We start from the raw sequence: 20,779 nt of genomic DNA, 5'->3' as shown, positions 1-20,779 counted from the left end.
GGACATGTCCGGGCGGCCGGCGCGGCGCACGGGTGGCGCGGTGGCCCTAACCGGCGAAGGGGACCAGCCCGCTCTGGTAGGCGATCACGACAAGCTGCGCCCGGTCCCGCGCGCCCAGCTTCCCCATCGTCCGGCTGACGTGCGTGCGCGCGGTGGCCGGACTGAGGAAGAGCGCGGCACCGATCTCGTCGTTGCTCATGCCCTGCCCCACCAGGGCGAGCACCTCGCGCTCCCGGTCGGTCAGCACCGCCAGCCGGTCCTCGCCCTCCCTGGCAGTCCGACGTCGCGCGGTGAACTGGCTGATGAGACGGCGGGTGATCCGAGGTGCGAGCAGCGCGTCCCCGGCGGCGACCACCCGGATGGCGTGCAGGAGTTCGGCCGGCCCCGCGTCCTTGAGCAGAAACCCGCTCGCCCCCGCCTGTAGGGCCTCGAAGACGTTGTCGTCGGTGTCGTAGGTGGTCAGGATGAGAACCCTGACCTGCTCCATCCCGTTCGTCTCGGCGATCTGGCCGGTGGCGCGTATCCCGTCCAACCGGGGCATGCGGATGTCCATCAGGACCACGTCGGGACGGCTGGCGCGGGCGAGTTCGACCGCCTCGGCGCCGTTCGTGGCCTCACCGACCACAGTGATGTCGTCCTCCAGGTCGAGCAGGACCCTGAAACCCGACCGGACCAGCCGCTCGTCGTCGGCGATCAGCACCCTGATCGGCGGGGCGGAGTTCACGACGCCGGTCCGACCGGGGCGAGCGGCAGGTGCGCGGAGACCTCGAACCCGCCCTCGGGGCGCGGTTTCGCGTCGAGTTCGCCGCCGAGCAGCCGGCAGCGCTCACGCATCCCGATGATGCCGCGACCGGTGGCGGGTGAGGCGCCGGGGCGAGCCGGGGCGGACGAGGCTTCCCGGCCGCCCTCGTCGACCACCCGTACCCGCAGCGCGTCGACGCCGGGTTGGAGTACCACCGTCACCCGGGTCGGGCCGACGTGCCGGATCACGTTGGTGATCGATTCCTGCACGATGCGGTACGCGGCACTGCCCACCGCGCTCGGCAGCGGTGTCACCGGCGAGGCCCGCTCGACCGCGATCTCCAGTCCCGCCTCGCGGGCCTTGTCGGCGAGTTCGTCGATCTGGTCGAGACCCGGGTACGGCTCGCGCTCGTCGCCGTCGCGCAGCACACCGAGGATGGCACGCATCTCCCGCAGTGCCCGGGAACTGGTCTCCTCGATGGTGTGCAGCGCTTCGCGGGCCTGCTCCGGCCGCTTGTCCAGCACGTGCGCGGTGACGCCGGACTGCACGTTGATGATGGCGATCGCGTGCGCGACCGTGTCGTGGACCTCCCGGGCGATCCGCAGCCGTTCGGCCGCGACCCGGGCCCGGGCCTCCTCCTCGCGGGAACGCTCCGCCAGCTCCGCCCGCTGCTGCGCATCGGCCGCGATGACCCGGCGGGACCGGACGGACTCGCCGAGCGTCGTGCTGATCACCGACCCGCCGATCCGGAAGAAGACCCAGCCGAGAGCCGCCCGCGGCTCGATGTCCGCAGCGGCGAGCAGCCAGCCGACGGCCAGCACCGTGGTGCCCGCGGCGGCGATCCGCAGCGATCGGTGGCCGTCGCCGTAGGCGGCGAGGCTGTAGAGGGCGACGAAGAGACCGAGATAGGAGAGCCGGTCGGGGAAGCCGAGTCCGAAGTAGACCAGGCTGGTCAGCGCGGTGACGGCGAAGACCGCGACCGGCCACCGGCGACGGGCGGCGACGGCCACCCCGCTCAGGACCAACAGGAGGTAACCGGCGTTGCCGAAGTCCGAGACCGGCCGGGAGACCGGTTCGGGCAGACCGACCCCGTAGTCGGCGACGCTCAGAATCTGGATCACGGTGACGAAGAGCGCGAGGAGCAGGTCAGAGAACCAGGCGGGCCGGCGGGAGAACCAGGCGGAGGTCTGCCCCGACACCGCCCCCAGCTCCATGCCGTGATCGTACGATACCCGTCACGGCAGGTGCCGCCGCCGCGAAGCGGCACCGGGTACGCCGGCCGACGTAGCCGACCACCCGCTCGGTACGCGGGTTTACGTAACCGGCGTCGTCCGTCGACGGAAGCGACGCATGCCCGGTCGGCGCGACGATCGACGGCATGCAGAGGAATCTCCCCCGCCGAACGGGGACCCGGGGTGACTGGGTATGGACGGCGGGAAACCGATGAGCGCGGTCGGTCTCGCCGAGCCGAGGGAGCGGCCCGACCCCACCGAGCCCGGACCGGGACGGAGCCTGGCGGTACTGCTGCGGCCGTTCGTCGCCAGTTTCGCCGCGGTGGTGATCCTCCAGGTCATCGGCGCCGTCGCGGGGCTCGCGCCGCTGCTGGCGGTCGTCGAACTGGGCCGTACCCTGTTGTCCCCCGGCCCGGTCGACGACGGACATGTCCGGACCGTCGTCGTCGCGGGGGTGCTCGGGCTCTTCGTCCGGCTGCTCTTCACCGCGGCGTCCTCCGGAGTCGGGCATGCCGTGGACAGCCGGGTGCAGCTGTCGTTCCGCCGGCAACTGGCGCAACGGTTGGGTCGGGTACCGATCGGCTGGCTCTCCCGACGCCGCACCGGCGAACTGGCGAAGGTGCTGGGCGAGGACGTGACCGCCGTGCACCCGTTCATCGCCCACACCCCCGGCGAACTCGTCTCCGCCTTCGTCGTGCCGCTGGTGTCGCTGGTCTACCTGTGCACCGTCGACTGGCGGCTCACCCTCGTCACGCTGATCCCGGTGCTGCTGGCGGTGGCGCTGGTCCCGCTGATGATGACCCCGACCCGGCTCCGCGAGCAGCAGGAGTTCGACGCGGCGATGGGACGGATCGCCAATTCCGTCGTCGAGTTCGTCCAGGGAATCGCCGTGGTCAAGACCTTCGGCGGAACCGGGCGGGCCCACCACGCCTTCCGGACCTCCGTGGACGACTTCGTCAGCTCCTTCTTCCGGATGGTGCGCGGCCTCGCCGGGATCGCCGCCGGGATGCAGGTCGCGCTCTCCCCACCGTTCGTGCTGCTGGCCGTGTTGATCGGCGGTGCGGCCCTGCTCACCACCGGTTCGATGGCCCCGGCGGACCTGCTGCCGTTCCTGCTGCTCGGACTCGGCCTGACCGCTCCGGTGGCGGCGCTCGGGCACGGCTTCGACGACATGCAGACCGCCCGACGCGCGGTCGGACGGATCCGGGACGTGCTCGCGGTGCCGCCGCTGCCCGAACCCGCGCGCCCGGTCGCACCGCGGGGACACCTGGTGGAGATCCGGGACGTCCGGTTCGGCTACCGGCCCGACCACGAGGTGCTGCGCGGGATCGACCTGGTGCTGCCGAGCGGTACGGTGACCGCGATCGTCGGGCCGTCCGGGAGCGGAAAGTCGACGCTGGCCCAACTGCTGCCCCGGTTCTTCGACCCGACCCACGGCTCGGTCCGGCTGGGCGGCGTCGACCTGCGCGAGATCGGCAGCCGGGACCTCTACCGGATGGTCTCCTTCGTCTTCCAGGACGTCCGCCTGCTGCGCGCGACGGTCGCCGAGAACATCGCACTGGCGGTACCTCGGGCCGACCTCGCCGACGTGGTCCGCGCCGCCGAACTGGCCAACATCCACCAGCGGATCCTGGAGCTGCCGCGCGGCTACGAGACGGTGGTCGGCGAGGAGGCCGAACTCTCCGGTGGCGAGGCGCAGCGGATCTCGATCGCCCGCGCGCTGCTGGCCGACGCCCCCGTACTGGTACTCGACGAGGCGACCGCCTTCGCCGACCCGCAGACCGAACTCGCGGTACGCCGGGCCCTGGCCACCCTGCGGGCGGGCCGGACGATCCTGGTGATCGCGCATCGGCTGGAGACGATCGCCGACGCCGACTGCGTCGTGGTGCTGGAGAACGGGTCGATCGTCGAGCGCGGCAGCCCCGCCGAACTACTGGCCCGGGACGGGCGCTTCGCCGCGTACTGGCGATCACACCGGTCGGCGCTCGCCGACGGTCCCGAACCCGCTGGCGTACCGCAGGGAGGCGAGGCCCGATGATCCGGATGCTGCTGCGCGTGCTGGGCCGCGAACACGCCCGGCCGGTACGCCGGACCGTGGCGCTGATGACGGCGACCGCGGTAGTGGAGGGCCTCTGCTACGCACTGCTGGTCCCGGTGCTGCGGAAGCTGTTCGGCGGCACCCCCGACGACGCCTGGCCCTGGCTGACCGGGTTCGGGGCCGTGGTCGCCGGCTACGCGGTGCTGCGCTACCTCAGCGACGTCTCCGGCTTCCGCGCCGCGACCACCCTGTTGCGGGGCATGTACCACCGGCTCGGTGACCACCTGGCCCGGCTCCCCGTCGGCTGGTACAGCGCCGCCCGGGTCGGCGAGGTCTCCGTACTGGCCAGCCGGGGCGTCCTCCAGGCGATGGGGGTGATCGCGCACCTGCTGGCACCGTCGATCTCCGCCAGCGTGACGCCGCTGACCATCGTCGCCGTGATGCTCGCCTTCGACTGGCGGATGGGCCTGGCCGCGCTGGCCGCCGTACCGGTCGTGGCGGCGGTCCAGCTCTGGACGGGACGCGCGATGGCCGCCGCCGACACCGAGCGCGCCGAGCGTGACCACGAGGCCACCGGGCGGGTCATCGAGTACCTCCAGGCACAGCCGGTGCTCCGGGCCGGCGGCCGTACCGTCGAGCGGTTCCGACTCCTCGACGACGCGCTGCGCGAGGTCGAACGCGCGTCCCGGCGTGGCATCCGGTCGGCGCTGCCCGGCGTGCTGGGCCTGACCCTGGTGGTGCAGGCGGTCTTCACCCTGCTGCTGGTGCTCGGCGCCTACCTCGCGCTGGGCGGGCGGATCGGCACGGCCGAGGTCCTGACCATCCTGGTGCTGGCCGCCCGGTGCGCGGATCCGCTGCTGTCGCTGTCGGACATCGGCAGCCAACTGCGTGGCGCGCGTGCCGAGCTGGCCAGACTCGACGCGCTGCTGCGCACCGAGCCGCTGCCGGAACCCCGCGAGCCCAGCCAGCCGGAGGGCCACGACCTGGCGTTCGACTCCGTCTCGTTCCGGCACGGCGACCGTACGGTGCTCGACGACCTCTCGCTCGCCGTGCCGCAGGGGCAGCGGCTCGCCGTGGTCGGACCGTCCGGTGCGGGCAAGACGACCCTGCTGCGGCTGCTCGCGCGCTTCTACGACGTGCACGCGGGGGCGGTCCGGGTGGGCGGGGTGGACGTACGCGAGATCGACACCGACCTGCTGATGGCGCGGATCGCCTTCGTCTTCCAGGACGTCTATCTCTTCGCCGGCACGATCGAGGAGAACGTGCGTCTCGGCCGTCCCGACGCGAGCGATGCCGAGGTACGGGCGGCGGCGACCGCCGCCCGGTTGGACGACGTGCTCGAGCGCCTGCCCGGCGGGTGGGCGACGAACGTCGGCGAGGGCGGCGCGCTGCTCTCCGGTGGTGAGCGGCAACGGGTCTCGATCGCGCGGGCGCTGCTGAAGAACGCGCCCATCGTGCTGCTGGACGAGGTGACCTCGGCGCTGGATCCGGTGAACGAGGCGGCCGTGCACGAGGGGATCGAGCGGCTGATGGCGGGCCGGACGGTGGTGATGGTGGCACACCGGCCGCGGAGTGTCCGCCGCGCCGACCGGGTCGTGCTGCTGGACGGCGGTCGGATCGTGGCGGAGGGAGACCACGACGAGCTGCTCCGCCGTGGCGGCCGCTACGCCGATTTCTGGAACGCCTCCATGACGCCGGCCGGCGACCGAGGTCTCCCGGTCACGGGCGACGGTAGATGGTGATCGAGTGGCCGACCTGGTCGATCGGCCTGCTGCTCTCGATCAGCGTGCTCAGTGGGGGTCCGGCCTTGGCGACCCGGCTGTTCGACACGACGAGCAACCCGTGCACCTCGCTCGGCGGGACCTTGAGCGGGTCGGCGGCGACGATTCCGTAGTAGGACGGCACCCCGCTGCCCTTGTAGACCAGCCAGACCCGCTCCCCCGGGTACCGCTGCCGGAGGCGGTCGGCCAGCCGTCCCAGGTCCTGCCCCCAGTCGACGTTCGAGTCGTGCAGGTGCCGGTGCGTCCTCGCCGGCCCGCCGAAGGCCTCGTTCGAGTACGGCAGGTAGTAGGGGTAGGTACTCAGCGAGCTGACCGCGACGAACAGGACCAGTGCCCCGGTCACCGCCGGCGCCCACCGCCAGCGGACGGCGACCACGGCAGCGGCGGCGACCGCCAGGAACATCGGCAGGAAGATGACGTACCGGACGCCGAAGTCACGGGATCCGGTCACCGCCACGGCCAGCAGCACCGCCGGGGGGACCAGCACGTACGGCACCACGGCGCGAAGCCGGGGCACCAGCACCAGCGCCACGATGCCGGCCAGCCAGAGCGCGAGCGCGCCGAGCGGCGTCTTCACCAGCATCGCGGCCGGCAGGTAATACCACCGCGAGCCTCGGTAGTGCCGGCCGAACAGGAACCCACTGAGCGTCTTGTCCTCGATGAGGAACTGGAACCGCATCCCGTCCCGGTAGGGCTGCGGGAACGGCAGCCAGTCCAGGGCCAGCCCGCGCAGCCCGTGCACGGCACGCAGGTTCTCCGGCGTCGCCCAGCCCAACCGGGGATCGACGACGAGGTAGCTGGCCCAGACCACGGCGATCGCGACCAGCCCGACGCCGACCCCCGCCGCCGCGCCGAGCGCGAGCAGCCGGGCCCTGGTGCGCGCGCCGAGATCGCTCGGGCGGCCGGCGTACCAGACGGAGACGACGACCAGCAGGAGCAGCACCGGCACCGCCGCCAACGCGCTCATCCTGGTGGCCAGGGCCGCACCGAGTGCCACCGCGGCGAGTGGCAGGTAGCGCAGCGGTCGGCGGCGGGCCCGCCACAGCAGCCAGACCGACGTCAGCAGGAACCCCGACGCGGGTACGTCGAGTGTGGCCAACGACCCGTGCGCGATGACGTCGGGCGAGAAGGCGTACAGCGCGAGCGCCACCGATCCGCCCACCCGGCCGACGAGGTCACCGGCGAACAGGTAGACGACCAGTCCGAACAGCAGCGTCAACAGGATCATCGGCAACCGCGCCAGCAACATCAGCCGCCCGGGGTCGTTACCGGACTCGTAGAGCAGATGCCGCCCGACCGCCCCCTGGGAACCGGTGAAGGCCGGGTCGAAGCGCGCGTCGGCGAAGGACAGCCCGGCTCCGATGATCAGCTTTCCGAGTGGCGGATGCTCGGGGTTGTACCGCAGGCTGTGCTCCCGCAGGTAGACCATGGCGGTACCCACGTAGACCGGTTCGTCGATGGTGGGGGTCTGCCGCAGGGCGGTGCTGACCATCGCCGCCGCCATCTGCCCGAGCAGCGCCACCACGACGAGCCCGAAGAGCCACCGTCGGTGCCGCCGCAGCCGGTCGAACCGGTCCGGCCGCCCGGTGCCGCTCGGGGCGGACCGGGCAGCCGGGACCGAGGGCACAACGGTCTGCTCACCCTCGGGTTCGACGGGCGGGTGCTGTTCCGGTGTCATTGTCCAGGTGGCCTGGTGGGCGTGGCGATCAGGACCGCCACGCTGGCCGTCCGCCATGCATCATGGCACGGCCGGACCCGAGCCGCCGCCCGGCTCGGCGTTCCGAGCCGGAGACCGCCCGGCGGCCGCCCGAGCGCCGCACACCCCGGTCACGTTTCGCCGCCGGCGGTCGCGGGAAGGAGACGGGCATGCATCCGCACACGCCCGCAGTGCCCGGCATGCCGACCGAGCCGCTGCCGATCGCCCAGGTCAACACCGGAATGTCCGTGCTGGACGTCACCGGCCAACACGTCGGAACGGTGTCGGCCGTCCAGCAGCCCGGCACCGACGTACGCCCGGACGCCCCCGCCGGGGAGGCGGAGCGGCTGATGGACGCGGGCTACCTGCGGATCGATCTCGACGGCATGACCACCGCCGACGCCTACGTCGGCGGTGGTGAGGTGGCCACCGTCTCCGAGGCCGACCCCGGCGTGGTGACCCTCACGGTGCCGCGCGACGCGCTCTCCCGGGCCGGCTGAGCCGCCGTATCCGAACGGGCCGTGGCCCGGGGACCGACCGGTCCCCGGGCCACGACTGTGCCGTCGGGGCTCAGAACGGCCTCGCCCGGTTGCCGGCGCGCGATCGCGGCGGCGCGCGGTACCCGAAAAGGTTTTCAGCATCTGAACGGCGCCGCCGGCAACCCCCTCCGGCCGCGACCGCGCTGACCTGCGCCATGCGACGGCTTCGCCGACTTCGACGCAGGTCAGTTCCGGCACCTCGGCCGGCGACACATCGACGTCGGTAACAGTACGTGCTCTTGACGGTGTCGAAGAAGACCGCCTACCGTGCCGAAAACGTTTTTATCGAAAGATCGAGATAGGTAACTCTGTTGCCTTGTCGGCGCCCACCGGCTGACGAGATCCATACTGTCGGAAGGAGCACCATGTCAGCACCACCGCACGCCTCGGGGCGCCGACGAGAGGCAGTTGTCGCGGTCGGCCTGGCGGCCGTCATGGCGATGGCGACCCTCGGAGGTTCCGCCCAGGCAGGCCCGCCGGCCACGCCGGACCGGGACCGACCGGCCGCCGCCCCGCTCGCCGTACCGGCCGACGACCTCGACCGTGGGCTGGTCTACACCGGACTCGCCGCCGACCGGTCCGGTCCGTGCGCGGGGCTGTTCCGGGTGATCGGCGTCGAACCGGCGATGTGCACCCACGGACCCGATCCGGCGCCCGCCGGCCTCTCCGTCAAGCGACCGGTGGCACCGCTGCCGGCCGGCAGGGCCGGGGCGGGCAGCCAGCCGCTCGCCGTCTGCGAGGGTGACGGAGTCTCCGGCCGCCGCGTCGAGGTGCTCTACGTGCGCGGCAGCACCAGCCGGTACAACCAGTACCTGGAGACCTTCCGGCAACTCGCCGAGGCGGTCGACGTGATCTTCAACGAGAGCGCCCGGGCCACCGGCGGCGAACGGCACGTCCGGTACGTCACCGAGTCCGTCGGGGGCGCCTGCCGGCCCGTCGTCCGGGACGTGCAGATCCCCGACGCCGCGCTGAACGCCAACGACTGGGCACCACTGCTCAACGCGGTCAAGGCGGCCGGCTACACCCGTACCGACCGCAAGTATCTCCAGTTCGTCGACGCCCGGGTCTTTTGTGGACTGGGCGGGTTCGCGGGCGACACCCGCAAGAGCGACGCCAACCGGTCGAACTCCGGACCGGAGTACGCCCGGATGGACAACGGCTGCTGGAGTGCCGGCGTCGCGGCGCACGAACTCGGGCACACCCTCGGCGCCGTCAACAACAACGCGCCGAACGCCTCCGGCTACGCCCACTGCGTCGACGAGTGGGACGTGATGTGCTACAAGGACAACGCGAACACGGTGATCCAGACCAGGTGTGCGGACCGTGCCCTCGACCAGCGCCTGGACTGCAACCACGACGACTACTACCACACCAACCCGCCGGCCGGCAGCTACCTGGCCCAGTACTTCAACGTCGCCGACAACCTCTTCCTGATCCGGGGCACCGGCGGCGGCCCGGGACCGAACCCCGATCCGCCGGCCGGCAACCTGGCCCGCTCGGCCACCGCGACCGCGTCCTACACCTCGCCATGGGAGAACGTCGCGGCGGTCAACGACGGTGTCGAGCCGACGTCGTCGAACGACGCCGCCAACCCCCGCTGGGGCACCTGGCCGGAGCAGGGTGAGCAGTGGGTCGAACTGACCTGGCCACAGGCGCAGAGCGTCTCCGCCGCCGAGGTCTACTTCTTCGACGACAACGGCGGGGTCCGCACCCCCGCCGGCTGGCGGGTGCAGTACTGGAACGGCAGCGGCTACCTGGACGTGCCCGGCGCGAGCGGTTACCCGACCGCGGTGAACCAGTACAACCGGGTCACCTTCACCGGGGTGAACACCAGCCGGCTGCGGGTCGTACTACAGGGGTCGGCGGCCTCCGTCGGCCTGCTCGAGGTTCGGGTCGCCGCCGGCTGATCCGGCACCACCGACGACCGGTACGGCGGGGAGGCCGGCGCTGTCCACCTCCCCGCCCCGAGCCTGGGAAGGAACGGCCAGGTGGGCAGGGTCCACGTCAGCGCGGCCGTCGGAGCACGACGACTCGTCCTGCTCCTCGCACCCCTGCTCGGGCTGCTGCTCGCCAGCACCGCCCCGGCCGGCGCCCACCTCGACGTGCGGACCGTCGTGCACCACGACGGGCGGGGCAGCGTGTGGGTCGACGTCACCTGGTCGGACGGGCATCCGGTCACCACCCCGGTGGTGGCCACGATCAACGCCCAGGCCGACGGCGGAGCGCGGATCGGTCCGGTACCGCTGCGCGCCATCGACGCCCGGACCCCGTCCGTCATCCGCTACGAGGGCACCCTCTCCGCCGGCGAGTGGACCACCACCGTGGACGTCGCGGCGCCCGGCATCGGGTACTGCCAGGCCCGGCTGACCGTGCCGCCGCCCACCGCCACCGGGCCGGGCGAAGCTCGCTCGGTCAGCTGCGGCGGTACGCCACGGGCGGCCCCGCCCCGGCCGGACCCGGACCGGCCGGCCGAGCAGAACCGCTACCTCGCCCTCGTCGCGGCCGCCAGCGCCCTGCTGCTCGCCGGCTACCTCGGCTACCGCCGACGGCGCCCGAACCGGCACCGACCCCGCCGTCGACGGTGAAGGTGCCGGCGACTCCGGTCGGGTCGCCTCCGCCCGGCCGGACCGGCCGCTGCGCCGGCCGGTCCGCTCCGGTGCCGGGCCGGTCAGCTCCGGTGCCGGGCCGGTCAGCTCCGGTGCCGGGCCGGTCAGCTCCGGTGCCGGGCCGGTCAGCTCAGGCCCCGGTCCTTGCCTTCCTTGATCTTCCTGGTGTCGCGGAGTTCGACGAACGGCTCCTCGTCCTCCGGGTGCCCGCCGGCGATGGCGCGGCCCCGGTGCAGTTCCGCGTCGAACTCGGCGCCGAGCAGCACCGCCAGATTCGAGATCCAGAGCCATACGAAGAAGATGACGACACCGCCCAGCGTGCCGTAGGTCTGGTTGTAGGTGCCGAAGTTCGCCACGTAGAAGGCGAAGCCGCCCGAGGCGATGATCCAGATGAGCACGGCCAGCAGACCGCCGGGAGTGATCCATCGGAAGCCGCCCTGCCGGGCGTTGGGCGCCGCCCAGTAGAGGATGGCGAACATCAGGCTGACCAGTACCAGCAGCACCGGCCACTTCGCGATGTTCCAGACGGTGATCAGTGTCGAGCCCGCGCCGATCGCGTGACCGACCCACTCGGCGAGCCGGCCGGTGAAGACGACCATCAGGGCGCTGACCGCCAGCAGCGTCCCGACCACGATGGTGACCGCGACCCGGATCGGCAGGGTCTTCCAGATCGGACGACCCTCGGGCACGTCGTAGATGGCGTTGGAGGCGCGCATGAACGCCCCGATGTACCCGGACGCGGACCAGAGCGCGACGGCCAGACCGACGGCGGCGAAGAGTCCGGCCGTACCCTGTGCCTCGGTGAGGTTCCGGGCACCGGTCTTCAGGATCTCGCCGACCGGGCCGGGCGCGATCTTACCCATGTCGTCGATCAGCGGTTGGAGCACCGAGTCGCCGATCAGGCCGAGCACCGAGACCAGGACCAGCAGGCCCGGGAAGATCGACAGTACGGCGTAGTAGGTGAGCGCGGCGGCCCAGTCGGTCAGACTGTCGTCGCCGAACTCGCGCACGGTACGTCGCAGTACGCCCCACCAGCCCCGTAGACCGAGCTTCGTCGGCTGGTCCGGGGCGTCACCGGCGCCGTGCGTACCCGCCTGCGGCGCCGACGGGCGTCGACTCCCGGGTACCGTCCCGCCGTCCGCGACCTGGTCGTCGCGGTACGCGTGGTCCGTGCTCTTCTCCACCATCGCGGAGCCTGCCTCTCAGTTGGGTCGACCCGGGTCCCATCGACTCCGTCGGGTGGCTACCGCGCCCGCCAACGCCGCGACCGGGCACCGTGCCCGGTCGTGCCGCGACGGCGCAGCAGCACCACCGTCAGTACCGCGGCGGCGAGCCCGAACAGCACGCCGACGTACGGCGCCGGCCGCTGCCGCGCACTGGTGGCGGCCCGCCGGCCGACCTCCCCGGCCCGGACCGCCACCACCTGCGCGGTCTCCGCCGCCAGGTCCCTGACCTGTCCGGCCTGGTCCTTGACCTCGGCGACCTTCTCCTTGGCGCGCGTCTTGACGTCCGCCCGCTCCGCCAGATGCTGCACGGTGTCGCCCAGCTCCGCCCGGGTCCGGGCGATGTCGGCCCGGATCGCCTCCGGACCCGCCGACTGCGGCGCACCCGTCCCGCCGACGGTGGCGGTACCGGGATCCGCGCCTGCCTTACCGGTACTCGTGCTCATCGGTGTGCCCTCTCCTTCACCTCGTCGATGTCGGCCTTCACGCTGCGTACCGCCTCCTTCGGGACCGGTGGACCGGCCTGCCGCACGTGCCTGCGGCCGACGAGGGCCAGCCCGGCGGCGACGGCGAAGAGCAGCACGGAGACGATCAATGCGGCCAGCCAGCCCGGCATCGCCTCGGCCAGGCCGAGGATGACGCTGGCCAGCAGCGCCGCGATCCCGTACAGGGCGACCAGCCCGCCGCCGCCGAACAGGCCGGCGCCGACGCCCGCCCTCTTGCCCTTCTCGGTCATCTCCGCCCTGGCCAGCGCCAGCTCGCTCCGAACCAGGTGCGAGATCTGCTCGGCGGCTTGGCGGACCAGTTCCGCGGTCGGCGCCTGGTCCGGGTCGGCCGCGCTGCTACGGGTGACGTCGCTCATCTCGTCCGCTCCTTCCTCTGACCGACGGATATGCCCCGCCGCGCTCCGACTCAAAACGCCACGTCGCGGTACCGATGGCCCGGCCGTCGAGACGGTGCCGGGTCCGGGGTAATCCGGTCGACACCGCCCCGCCGCTGGTGCACCATCACGCTTCGTGAAACGCCTGCTCCGCCGGATGGCGCTCGACGTCACGCCGTTACGGACGTCGCGGGACTACCGGCTGCTCTTCGCGGCGAGCGGTGTCTCGGGGTTCGGGTCGTTCATCACGTACGTGACCATCCCCTTCCAGGTGTACGCGCTGACCGACGATCCGCTGCTCGTCGGCCTCCTCGGCGTCTGCGAACTCGTACCCCTGCTGGTGATGGCCTTCGTCGGCGGCGCCCTGGCCGACTACCTCGACCGCCGGGCGCTGGTGCTGGGCGCGGAGGTCGCGTTCACCGCGCTCTGCGGCGTGCTCCTGGTCAACTCGCTCTTCGACCGGCCGCACCTCTGGCTGCTCTACGTGATCGCCGGGCTCACCGCCGCGATCGACGGCATCCAGCGGCCGGCGCTGGAGGGACTGACCCCGCGCGTCGTCACGCTGGACGAGATTCCGGCCGCGAGCGCGCTCAACTCGCTGCGGATGCAGATCGCCCAACTCGGCGGGCCCGCCGTCGCCGGCCTGCTGATCGCGTCGGTCGAGATGCCCTGGGTGTACGCGGTCGACCTCGGTACGTTCGTGTTCTCCCTGGTCTGCCTCTACCTGGTCAGGGCCGTACCACCGCCGCCGGCCGCCGAGCGCCCGTCGCTGCGCTCGGTGGCGACCGGCCTGCGTTACGCGCGTAGCCGCCCCGAGCTGCTCGGTACCTACCTCGTGGACATCAACGCGATGTTCTTCGGGATGCCGCAGGCGCTCTACCCCTTCATGGCGGGCAAGCTCGGCGGCCCCGCCGTACTCGGCCTGCTCTACGCGGCACCCGCCGTCGGGTCGCTGCTCGCGACGGTCACCTCCGGCTGGACCGGGCGGGTGCACCGGCACGGGCTGATGGTCGTGATCGCCGCCGGGCTGTGGGGGGTGGGGATCATCGGCTTCGGTCTCACCGACTGGCTCTGGTTGGCGCTCGTCTTCCTCGCCTTCGCCGGCGCCGCCGACATGGTCTCGGGAATCTTCCGGATGACCATCTGGAACCAGACCGTCCCCGACCATCTGCGTGGCCGGCTGGCCGGCATCGAGATGCTCTCGTACGCCACCGGGCCGCTGCTCGGCCAGCTCCGCTCCGGCGTCGCCGCCCGGTTCGTGGGCATCGGCGGGTCGATCGTCTCCGGCGGTGTGCTCTGTGTCGTCGGCACGCTGGCGCTGGCGGCGGCCCTGCCCGCGTTCCTGCGCTACGACGGCCGGGACGGGCTGGCCAGGAAGCGGGCCGCCGACGAGGAGTGGGCGGCCCGGGCGGCGTCCCCGGCCGCAGCGGACCCGGCCCCGATCCCCATCCACCCGGCGTAGCCCGTCCAACCCGCACAACCCCCAGGGGCCGCGTCCGGGCGGGGTGGGCGCTGCGCGGCGCGTTCCGGCGGCGGTGTCACATCCGGGCCGTCGGCGGTGCTCATCAGGTGTGGAGGAAGATGTGGAGTTCGTCGGGCGGGGTGCGACGGTGCTGGCCTCGGTCGTCGCCACGGTGCCGCCCATCGGCGGCCGGGCGGCCGGGCGAGCCGGACGGAAGGATGCCGTGGCCTTGTCGACGCCGCTGGGACGAAAGAGCGTCCGTGCCGACCTCGAGCAGGTCTTCCGCGCCACCTATCCCCGGGTGGTGGCGGTCGCCGCCCGGGTGCTCGGCTCCCGGGACCAGGCCGAGGACGTCGCGCAGGAGGTCTTCCTGAGCTTCGGCCGCTGCACGGTGCCGGCGGGCGAGGCGGTGGGGTGGTTGTGCGTGGCCGCGGCGCACACCGCGCTGAACCATCTCCGAACCGGGCGGCGCCGCGCCTCCCGCGAGGAGGCCGTCGGCGTCGGTGATGTCGCCAGCCCGGACGTCGCCGACATGGTCGTGACGCGCGACGAGCGCCGCCGGGTGCGGGCGGCGCTGGCCCGGCTGCCCCGCAGGCAGGCCGTGGCCCTGGTACTGCGGCACAGCGGCCTGAGCTACGCCGAGGTGGCCGCCGCCCTCGACCTCTCCCCCGGCAGCGTGGGCACCGTCGTGCGCCGCGCCGAGTCCGCCCTACGCAAGGAGTTGAACCGTCATGCGTCATCCGACTGACGGCATGCTGCGCCGGCTTCTGGACGAGCCTGGCGGCGTCGCCGACACCGACCGCGAGCATGTCGCGGACTGCCCGCGGTGCCGGTCCAGACTGGCGGCCACCCGCCGGGACGCCGCGCTCGCCGCAACGGCGCTCGACGTCGACGTCGACAGCGACGTCGAGCACGGCTGGCAGCGCCTCTCCCGTGCGGTCGCCGCAGACCGGCCCCGACAGGTTGCCGTGACCGCCCGCGCCCCCCGATGGCGTACGGCACTGCGCAGCCCGCTCTTCGCCGGTGTCGCCGCCGTCGCGCTGCTGACCGGGGCCACCACCGCCGCCGCCGCGAACTGGCTGCCGATCTTCCGTACCGAGCGGATCGCCCCGATCACGATCAGCCAGGCCGATCTGCTGCGGCTGCCCGACCTCTCCGCGTACGGCGAGGCGACGGTGACCAGGATCGCCGACGTACGCCCGGTCGCCGACGCCGACGCGGCGGAGAGGGCCACCGGCCTCACCGCGCCACGGGTGGCGAAGCTGCCCCGGGGCGTGACCGGAGAACCCGTGTTCCACGTCGGTGACCAGGTGAGCGCCACCTTCACCTTCTCGGCGGAGAAGGCGGCGCGGACCGCCGCGGCCGTCGGCGAACCGCTGCCCCCGCCGCCACCGGGGCTCGACGGCAGCCCGTTCAGGATGACCGCCGGTCCGGGCATCGCCGCCGTCTGGTCGCAGGCCCACGGCGGGCCATCCATGATCGTCGGCCGCGCGGTCGCACCGACCGTCTACTCCTCGGGCGTACCCTTCTCCACCGCCCGCGACTATCTGCTCTCGCTGCCCGGCCTGCCCGAGGACGTGGCGTCCCAACTGCGCCGCTTCACCGACAACGGGACGACCCTGCCCCTGATCGTGAAGACCGGTCAGGAGCGGAGCTTCCCCGCCGACGTCGACGGGGCACCGGCCACGGTCCTCACCACCAGGGACGGCACGCTCGCCGCCGTCTTCTGGGTCCGGGACGGCGTCCTCAACGCGGTGACCGGCTCGCTGAGCACCGACGAGGTGCTGTCGGTGGCCCGTGGGGCGAGGTGGCACCGGTGACGGCCGATCCCGGCACCCGGCGGGGCGAGGCACCCTCCCCCGAATCCGCCGACCGGCTCCTCGCCGAGCTGCCCCCGTCGCCGGCCGTGTGGTGCTCGGGGCTGCGCAAGCGGTACCGGCGCCGGACCGCGGTCGACGACGTCTCCCTCACCGTCGGCCGGGGCGAGGTGGTCGGGCTGCTCGGACCGAACGGAGCCGGCAAGACCTCCGTGATCAAGATGCTGCTCGGTCTGGTCCGGCCCGACGCCGGCGAGGTGCTGCTGCTCGGGCGACCCGGGCGGGACCCGCACTCCCGGGCCCGGGTCGGCTACCTGCCGGAACTCTTCCGGTACCAGCCGTGGCTCTCCGCCGCCGAGGTGCTGGCCCTGCACGTCCGGCTCGCCGGTGTCGCGGTGCCGGCCGCCCAGCAACAGGAGTGTCTGGCCCAGGTCGGCCTCGCCGACCGCGCCGCAGACCGGGTCGGCGGCTTCTCCAAGGGCATGCAGCAGCGCCTCGGGCTGGCCGTCGCGCTGGTGGCCCGCCCCGAACTCGTCGTCCTCGACGAGCCGACCAGCGCACTCGATCCCGTCGGCCGGGCCGACGTGCGGGACCTGCTGCTCTCGCTCAAGGCCCGTGGGATCGCCGTCCTGCTCAACTCGCACCTCATCGGCGAGGTCGAGCGGGTCTGTGACCGGGTGGTCATCCTCGACAGGGGCCGGGTCGCCGCATCGGGAACCCTCGCGGAGCTGCTCGGCCAGCGTGAGCTGCGGTTCCGCCTCGACGGGGTGAACGCGCAGGCGGAGGCGCGGCTCGCCGCCGCCGGCCCGCTCGCCCGGAGCGGAGACACCTTCACCGTCACCCTCCCCGCCGAGCAGGACGGCGTCGGCGTACCCGACCTGGTGGCCGACCTGGTCCGGCTCGGGGTACGGGTACACGCCGTCGAGCCGGGGCGGATCAGCCTCGAGGAGCGGCTGCTCGACATCCTGCGTACCGGCCCCAGCGAGGAGCACCGATGACCGCCCGTACCGTGTTCACCGTCGCCACGCTCACCGTCCGGGAGGCCGCACGCCGACGGGTGCTGCTGGCGCTCGTCGCGCTGACGGTCGTACTGCTGGGGGTCAGCGCCTTCGGATTCTCCCGGATCGACGCCACCTTCGGCGGTCTCACCAGCGGGGAGGCCCGGCTGGCGGCGGCCATGGTGCTCAACCTGGTGATGTTCGGCCTGAGCCTGACCGCCGCGCTCGGTACGGCGTTCCTCGCCGGCCCCACCCTGGCCGGTGAGACCGAGACCGGGATCGCCCTGGCGGTCCTGGCCCGGCCGGTACGCCGCTCGACGGTGCTGCTCGGCAAGTGGCTGGGGCTGGTCACCTTCGGCAGCGGTTTCGTGGCCGTGGCCGGACTCGCCCAGCTGCTCATCGTCCGCACCACCACCGGCTACTGGCCGCCGCGACCGGTCACCGGCCTGGCGCTGCTCGCCGCGCAGGCGGCGGTGCTGCTCACCCTCGGCCTGCTGCTCTCCACCGCCGTCTCCCCGATGGCGTCCGGTGTCGTCGCGGTCGGCCTCTTCGGCGCCACCTGGATCGGCGGCGTGGTCGGGGCGTTCGGCGAGGCGCTCGGCAACGAGAGCGTGGCCCGGATCGGCACCGTCTCCCGGATGCTGCTGCCGACCGACGGGCTGTGGCGTGGTGCCATGAACGCCTTCCAGGACCCGTCCCTGCTGGTCCAGTTCCAGGAGGCGTTCAAGGGGCACCCCTTCCTGAGCGAGGCGGCGCTCACCCCCACCTATCTCGGCTGGACCGGCCTCTGGGTCCTGCTCGCCCTCGGACTGGCGGCGGTCTCCTTCCAGCGCCGGGACCTGTGAGCACCCCGGTCAGGGGCGCGGTGAGTTGCGGGTCCACGGCCGGCGGTCCCGCCGGCCGCCGGTCGCCGCGACGCAGCGCGGGCAGACATGCCGTACCTGGTCGCTGTCGGTCAGCACGTCCGTCGAGGCGTACTCGAAGTTGACGTGCGGGAAACGCCGCAGCGCGGAACGGCTCAGTGCCAGCCCGCAGACCGTCTGGTTCTGCCCCGGCCGCCACGCGTGCACCTCGCCGCCCGGCTGGCGTACGCCGTCGTCGTCCCGCCACTCACCGGACGCCGCCACCATCGCCGGCGCTGTCCTGGTCATCTCGGTCCCGTCGGGTCGGGCGGCCGGTGCCGTGGGTGGAGCCGCACCGACGGGGCCGGCGCGCTGCCGCCCACCGGCCGGATCACCCGGCCGAGTTCCGTTCGTCGCTCCTGGCCTCCGCGTAGCCCTCCATCCGGGAGTCCTCCTCGTGCCCCTCCGGGTGGCCCGGCGGCCGTTCGCTGGCACGCTTCTCGGTCGGCGTCTCCGGTATGCCGCTGCTTTCCTCCGCCGCACCACGCTCGCCGCCCTGTCGCTTCGCACCCTCGGTCATCTCCACCCCTCCGTTCGAGGCGCTCCGGCCCGCTGTCGGCCAGCTCCGCGTCGTGGTCGCCGTCTCCTGCGAAGGGTGCGCTACCCCCATCCGGGACAGCCAAACGACGGGTGGACCTCCAACCTCGACACGGCGCGGCGTCGGCGGCGATGGCGGCCGGTCCTCCGGCCGGCGACACGCCCACCGCTGGCCGTCGTTCCGGGCAGCAGACGGTGCGCCCGACGGGCACGTTTCGCGGGGGGAATCCGGGGTAGCGGCCCGGCTTCGGAGCCGGCGAGCGGACGGAGTGGCCGTGAGCGAGACGATACCGGAGCGGCGACGCGCGACACCGCAGGTGGTACTGGTTCCGCAGCAGTCCGGCTATCCGGGGCCGGTCCGTCGTACCCGCCGGGGCAGTACGCTCACCGCGCTGCTCCGGACGACGGACGCCAAGCAGATCGGCCTGATGTATCTCGTCACCTCGTTCGGCTTCTTCCTGGTCGGCGGGGTGATGGCGCTGTTGATGCGGGCCGAGCTGGGCCGGCCGGGGATGCAGTTCCTCTCGCCGGAGCAGTACAACCAGCTCTTCACCATGCACGGCACGATCATGATGTTGCTCTTCGCCACCCCGCTGGTGTTCGGCTTCGCCAACTACCTCGTGCCGTTGCAGATCGGCGCCCCGGACGTCGCGTTCCCCCGGCTGAACGCCCTGGCGTACTGGCTCTACCTCTTCGGGGCGCTGCTGGTGGTCGGCGGCCTGTTCACCCCGGGCGGGGCGCCGGACTTCGGCTGGACCGCCTACACCCCGCTGAGCCGGTACGAGCACAGCCCGGGTGTCGGCGGAGACCTGTGGATCGTCGGCCTGGTGGTCACCGGGCTCGGTACGATCCTCGGCTCGGTCAACCTGATCACCACCATCCTGACCCTGCGCGCACCGGGGATGACCATGTTCCGGATGCCGATCCTCACCTGGAACATGCTGCTCACCTCGGTACTGGCGATCCTGGTCTTCCCGCTCTTCGCCGCGGCCCTGCTCGGCCTGCTCGCGGACCGCAAGCTCGGCGCGCACGTCTATTCCGCCGAGACCAGTGGACCGCTGCTGTGGCAGCACCTCTTCTGGTTCTTCGGCCACCCCGAGGTCTACATCGTGGCGCTGCCGTTCTTCGGCATCATCACCGAGATCATCCCGGTCTTCGCCCGCAAGCCGATCTTCGGCTACAAGGGACTCGTCGCGGCGACGCTGGCGATCACCGGGTTGTCGATGAGCGTCTGGGCGCACCACATGTTCGGCACCGGCCAGGTGCTCCTGCCGTTCTTCTCGATCCTCAGTTTCCTGATCGCCGTGCCGACCGGGGTGAAGTTCTTCAACTGGATCGGCACGATGTGGAAGGGACAGCTCACCTTCGAGACGCCGATGCTCTTCGCCATGGGCTTCCTGGCGACCTTCCTCTTCGGTGGACTCTCCGGGGTGCTGCTGGCCAGCCCGCCGATCGACTTCCACACCCACGACACCTATTTCGTGGTGGCGCACTTCCACTACGTACTCTTCGGCACCATCGTCTTCGCCGCCTTCGGCGGGGTGTACTTCTGGTTTCCCAAGATGACCGGCCGGATGCTCGACGAGCGCCTCGGGAAAATCCACTTCTGGACGATGTTCGTCGGCTTCCACACCACGTTCCTGGTGCACCACTGGCTGGGCAACGAGGGGATGCCCCGCCGGTACGCCGACTACCTGCCGACCGACGGCTTCACCACGCTGAACACGATCTCCACCATCGGGTCGTTCGTCCTCGGCGCGTCGACGCTCTTCCTGCTCTACAACGTCTGGAAGTCCTGGCGCTTCGGCCGGGTCGTCGAGGTCGACGATCCGTGGGGCTTCGGCAACTCGCTGGAGTGGGCGACCAGTTGCCCCCCGCCGCTGCGCAACTTCGACCGGCTGCCCCGGATCCGCTCCGAGCGGCCCGCCTTCGACGTCAAGTACGGTCCGCTCGTCGCCGACCTGGGCCGGGACCTGCCGCAACGGTCCACGAAGCCGCCGCAGGAACTGGACGAGGTGCTCGGGCCCGACTCCGGCCCGGACCGGTCCGACCGGCCCGCGCCGGGCGGGGCCCGAGGTGCGCGCGGGGCCGAGGAGCACCGGCCGGACCCGCGCTCCGGTGCCCGCCCGGTCGAGGTGCCGGAACCCTCCGAGGTACGCCGCCCCGAGCATGCGGAGGCGGAACCGGACGACGATCTCGGCGGCGCCGACCGGGGTGGCGCGGAGAACGACCGGTGGCGGACCGGCGGCGACTCCGGGCCGGGCTGAGGTCCGACCCTCGACCCCGCCCGCGCCGCGAGCCCGAGACCGGGCCCGGGGCGCGGCGC

Annotated in this window: 19 protein-coding genes; 11 read left to right on the top strand and 8 right to left on the bottom strand. The window is 72.6% G+C overall.

The features are described from left to right. Nucleotides 1-46: 46 nt before the first annotated feature. Together C6361_RS01300 and C6361_RS01295 are read right to left on the bottom strand one after the other, a co-directional pair. A complete protein-coding gene (locus tag C6361_RS01300; RefSeq protein WP_107259613.1) occupies nucleotides 47-724 on the bottom strand; it encodes a response regulator transcription factor in 678 nt (225 codons plus the stop codon). Further along, complete coding sequence (locus tag C6361_RS01295) at nucleotides 721-1,956, bottom strand: sensor histidine kinase (RefSeq protein WP_107266472.1); 1,236 nt, start codon at nucleotides 1,954-1,956, stop codon at nucleotides 721-723. The genes C6361_RS01300 and C6361_RS01295 overlap by 4 nt, the downstream gene beginning before the upstream one ends. A 229-nt stretch (nucleotides 1,957-2,185) precedes the next feature. On the opposite strand from C6361_RS01295, the gene C6361_RS01290 reads away from it, so the two are divergent. Both C6361_RS01290 and C6361_RS01285 read left to right on the top strand, forming a co-directional pair. Beyond that, a complete protein-coding gene (locus C6361_RS01290; RefSeq protein WP_107270660.1) occupies nucleotides 2,186-4,012 on the top strand; it encodes an ABC transporter ATP-binding protein in 1,827 nt (608 codons plus the stop codon). Further along, nucleotides 4,009-5,754, top strand: coding sequence for an ABC transporter ATP-binding protein (locus tag C6361_RS01285; protein WP_107266471.1), 1,746 nt, complete (start codon nucleotides 4,009-4,011; stop codon nucleotides 5,752-5,754). Before C6361_RS01290 ends, C6361_RS01285 begins: the two co-directional genes overlap by 4 nt. Here the strand turns inward: C6361_RS01285 and C6361_RS01280 are convergent. Beyond that, on the bottom strand, nucleotides 5,732-7,420 hold the full coding sequence (locus C6361_RS01280; protein ID WP_234359253.1) for a glycosyltransferase family 39 protein: 1,689 nt from the start codon (nucleotides 7,418-7,420) through the stop codon (nucleotides 5,732-5,734). The genes C6361_RS01285 and C6361_RS01280 overlap by 23 nt on opposite strands. A gap of 239 nt (nucleotides 7,421-7,659) precedes the next feature. On the opposite strand from C6361_RS01280, the gene C6361_RS01275 reads away from it, so the two are divergent. The 3 genes from C6361_RS01275 (at nucleotide 7,660) to C6361_RS01265 (ending at nucleotide 10,613) form a co-directional block, all read left to right on the top strand. Next, nucleotides 7,660-7,989, top strand: a complete 330-nt coding sequence (locus C6361_RS01275; protein ID WP_234359252.1) for a hypothetical protein — start codon at nucleotides 7,660-7,662, stop codon at nucleotides 7,987-7,989. A gap of 404 nt (nucleotides 7,990-8,393) precedes the next feature. Next, complete coding sequence (locus C6361_RS01270) at nucleotides 8,394-9,935, top strand: hypothetical protein (RefSeq protein ID WP_159079116.1); 1,542 nt, start codon at nucleotides 8,394-8,396, stop codon at nucleotides 9,933-9,935. Between the two features lie 81 nt (nucleotides 9,936-10,016). After that, a complete protein-coding gene (locus C6361_RS01265) occupies nucleotides 10,017-10,613 on the top strand; it encodes a hypothetical protein (RefSeq protein ID WP_107266468.1) in 597 nt (198 codons plus the stop codon). A gap of 146 nt (nucleotides 10,614-10,759) precedes the next feature. On the opposite strand, the gene C6361_RS01260 is transcribed toward C6361_RS01265, so the two are convergent. Genes C6361_RS01260 through C6361_RS01250 form a run of 3 tightly spaced genes read right to left on the bottom strand, consistent with a single transcriptional unit; the run spans nucleotide 10,760 to nucleotide 12,719 of the window. Continuing rightward, nucleotides 10,760-11,821: a YihY/virulence factor BrkB family protein gene (locus C6361_RS01260; protein WP_107266467.1), complete on the bottom strand. Its 1,062-nt coding sequence runs from the start codon at nucleotides 11,819-11,821 to the stop codon at nucleotides 10,760-10,762. Between the two features lie 56 nt (nucleotides 11,822-11,877). Further along, nucleotides 11,878-12,303 (bottom strand): DUF3618 domain-containing protein, encoded by a 426-nt coding sequence (locus C6361_RS01255; protein ID WP_107266466.1) that lies wholly within the window; start codon nucleotides 12,301-12,303, stop codon nucleotides 11,878-11,880. Continuing rightward, complete coding sequence (locus C6361_RS01250) at nucleotides 12,300-12,719, bottom strand: phage holin family protein (protein ID WP_107266465.1); 420 nt, start codon at nucleotides 12,717-12,719, stop codon at nucleotides 12,300-12,302. Before C6361_RS01250 ends, C6361_RS01255 begins: the two co-directional genes overlap by 4 nt. Before the next feature lie 154 nt (nucleotides 12,720-12,873). Here C6361_RS01250 and C6361_RS01245 point away from each other — a divergent pair, with 154 nt between their 5' ends. The 5 genes from C6361_RS01245 to C6361_RS01225 all read left to right on the top strand — a co-directional run bounded on the left by C6361_RS01245 (nucleotide 12,874) and on the right by C6361_RS01225 (nucleotide 17,859). Then, on the top strand, nucleotides 12,874-14,199 hold the full coding sequence (locus tag C6361_RS01245) for an MFS transporter (RefSeq protein ID WP_369931115.1): 1,326 nt from the start codon (nucleotides 12,874-12,876) through the stop codon (nucleotides 14,197-14,199). 109 nt (nucleotides 14,200-14,308) lie between these two features. Then, the gene (locus tag C6361_RS01240; RefSeq protein ID WP_234359251.1) at nucleotides 14,309-14,947 is read left to right on the top strand and encodes a sigma-70 family RNA polymerase sigma factor; all 639 of its coding nucleotides are present in this window, start codon (nucleotides 14,309-14,311) and stop codon (nucleotides 14,945-14,947) included. Next, nucleotides 14,931-16,019 carry a hypothetical protein gene (locus C6361_RS01235; RefSeq protein ID WP_107266464.1) on the top strand — a complete coding sequence of 363 codons (1,089 nt, stop codon included), beginning with the start codon at nucleotides 14,931-14,933 and terminating at the stop codon, nucleotides 16,017-16,019. Before C6361_RS01240 ends, C6361_RS01235 begins: the two co-directional genes overlap by 17 nt. Next, nucleotides 16,016-17,014 (top strand): ABC transporter ATP-binding protein, encoded by a 999-nt coding sequence (locus tag C6361_RS01230; protein WP_107270659.1) that lies wholly within the window; start codon nucleotides 16,016-16,018, stop codon nucleotides 17,012-17,014. Before C6361_RS01235 ends, C6361_RS01230 begins: the two co-directional genes overlap by 4 nt. Beyond that, nucleotides 17,011-17,859, top strand: a complete 849-nt coding sequence (locus C6361_RS01225) for an ABC transporter permease (protein WP_107266463.1) — start codon at nucleotides 17,011-17,013, stop codon at nucleotides 17,857-17,859. The genes C6361_RS01230 and C6361_RS01225 overlap by 4 nt, the downstream gene beginning before the upstream one ends. Before the next feature lie 9 nt (nucleotides 17,860-17,868). Here the strand turns inward: C6361_RS01225 and C6361_RS01220 are convergent, their stop codons facing one another. Further along, nucleotides 17,869-18,165 carry a hypothetical protein gene (locus C6361_RS01220; RefSeq protein WP_107259632.1) on the bottom strand — a complete coding sequence of 99 codons (297 nt, stop codon included), beginning with the start codon at nucleotides 18,163-18,165 and terminating at the stop codon, nucleotides 17,869-17,871. A gap of 82 nt (nucleotides 18,166-18,247) precedes the next feature. After that, the gene (locus C6361_RS01215) at nucleotides 18,248-18,436 is read right to left on the bottom strand and encodes a hypothetical protein (RefSeq protein WP_159079115.1); all 189 of its coding nucleotides are present in this window, start codon (nucleotides 18,434-18,436) and stop codon (nucleotides 18,248-18,250) included. Nucleotides 18,437-18,740: 304 nt separating this feature from the next. On the opposite strand from C6361_RS01215, the gene ctaD reads away from it, so the two are divergent. Continuing rightward, entirely contained in the window at nucleotides 18,741-20,720 is a 1,980-nt protein-coding gene (gene ctaD, locus C6361_RS01210; protein WP_369931474.1) for a cytochrome c oxidase subunit I, read from the top strand. Nucleotides 20,721-20,779 lie beyond the last annotated feature (59 nt).

The organism is Plantactinospora sp. BC1 (assembly GCF_003030345.1).
GTDB lineage: Bacteria > Actinomycetota > Actinomycetes > Mycobacteriales > Micromonosporaceae > Plantactinospora.
Note: the sequence above shows the minus strand (reverse complement) of the source record. Positions and strands in the feature narration are given on the sequence as shown.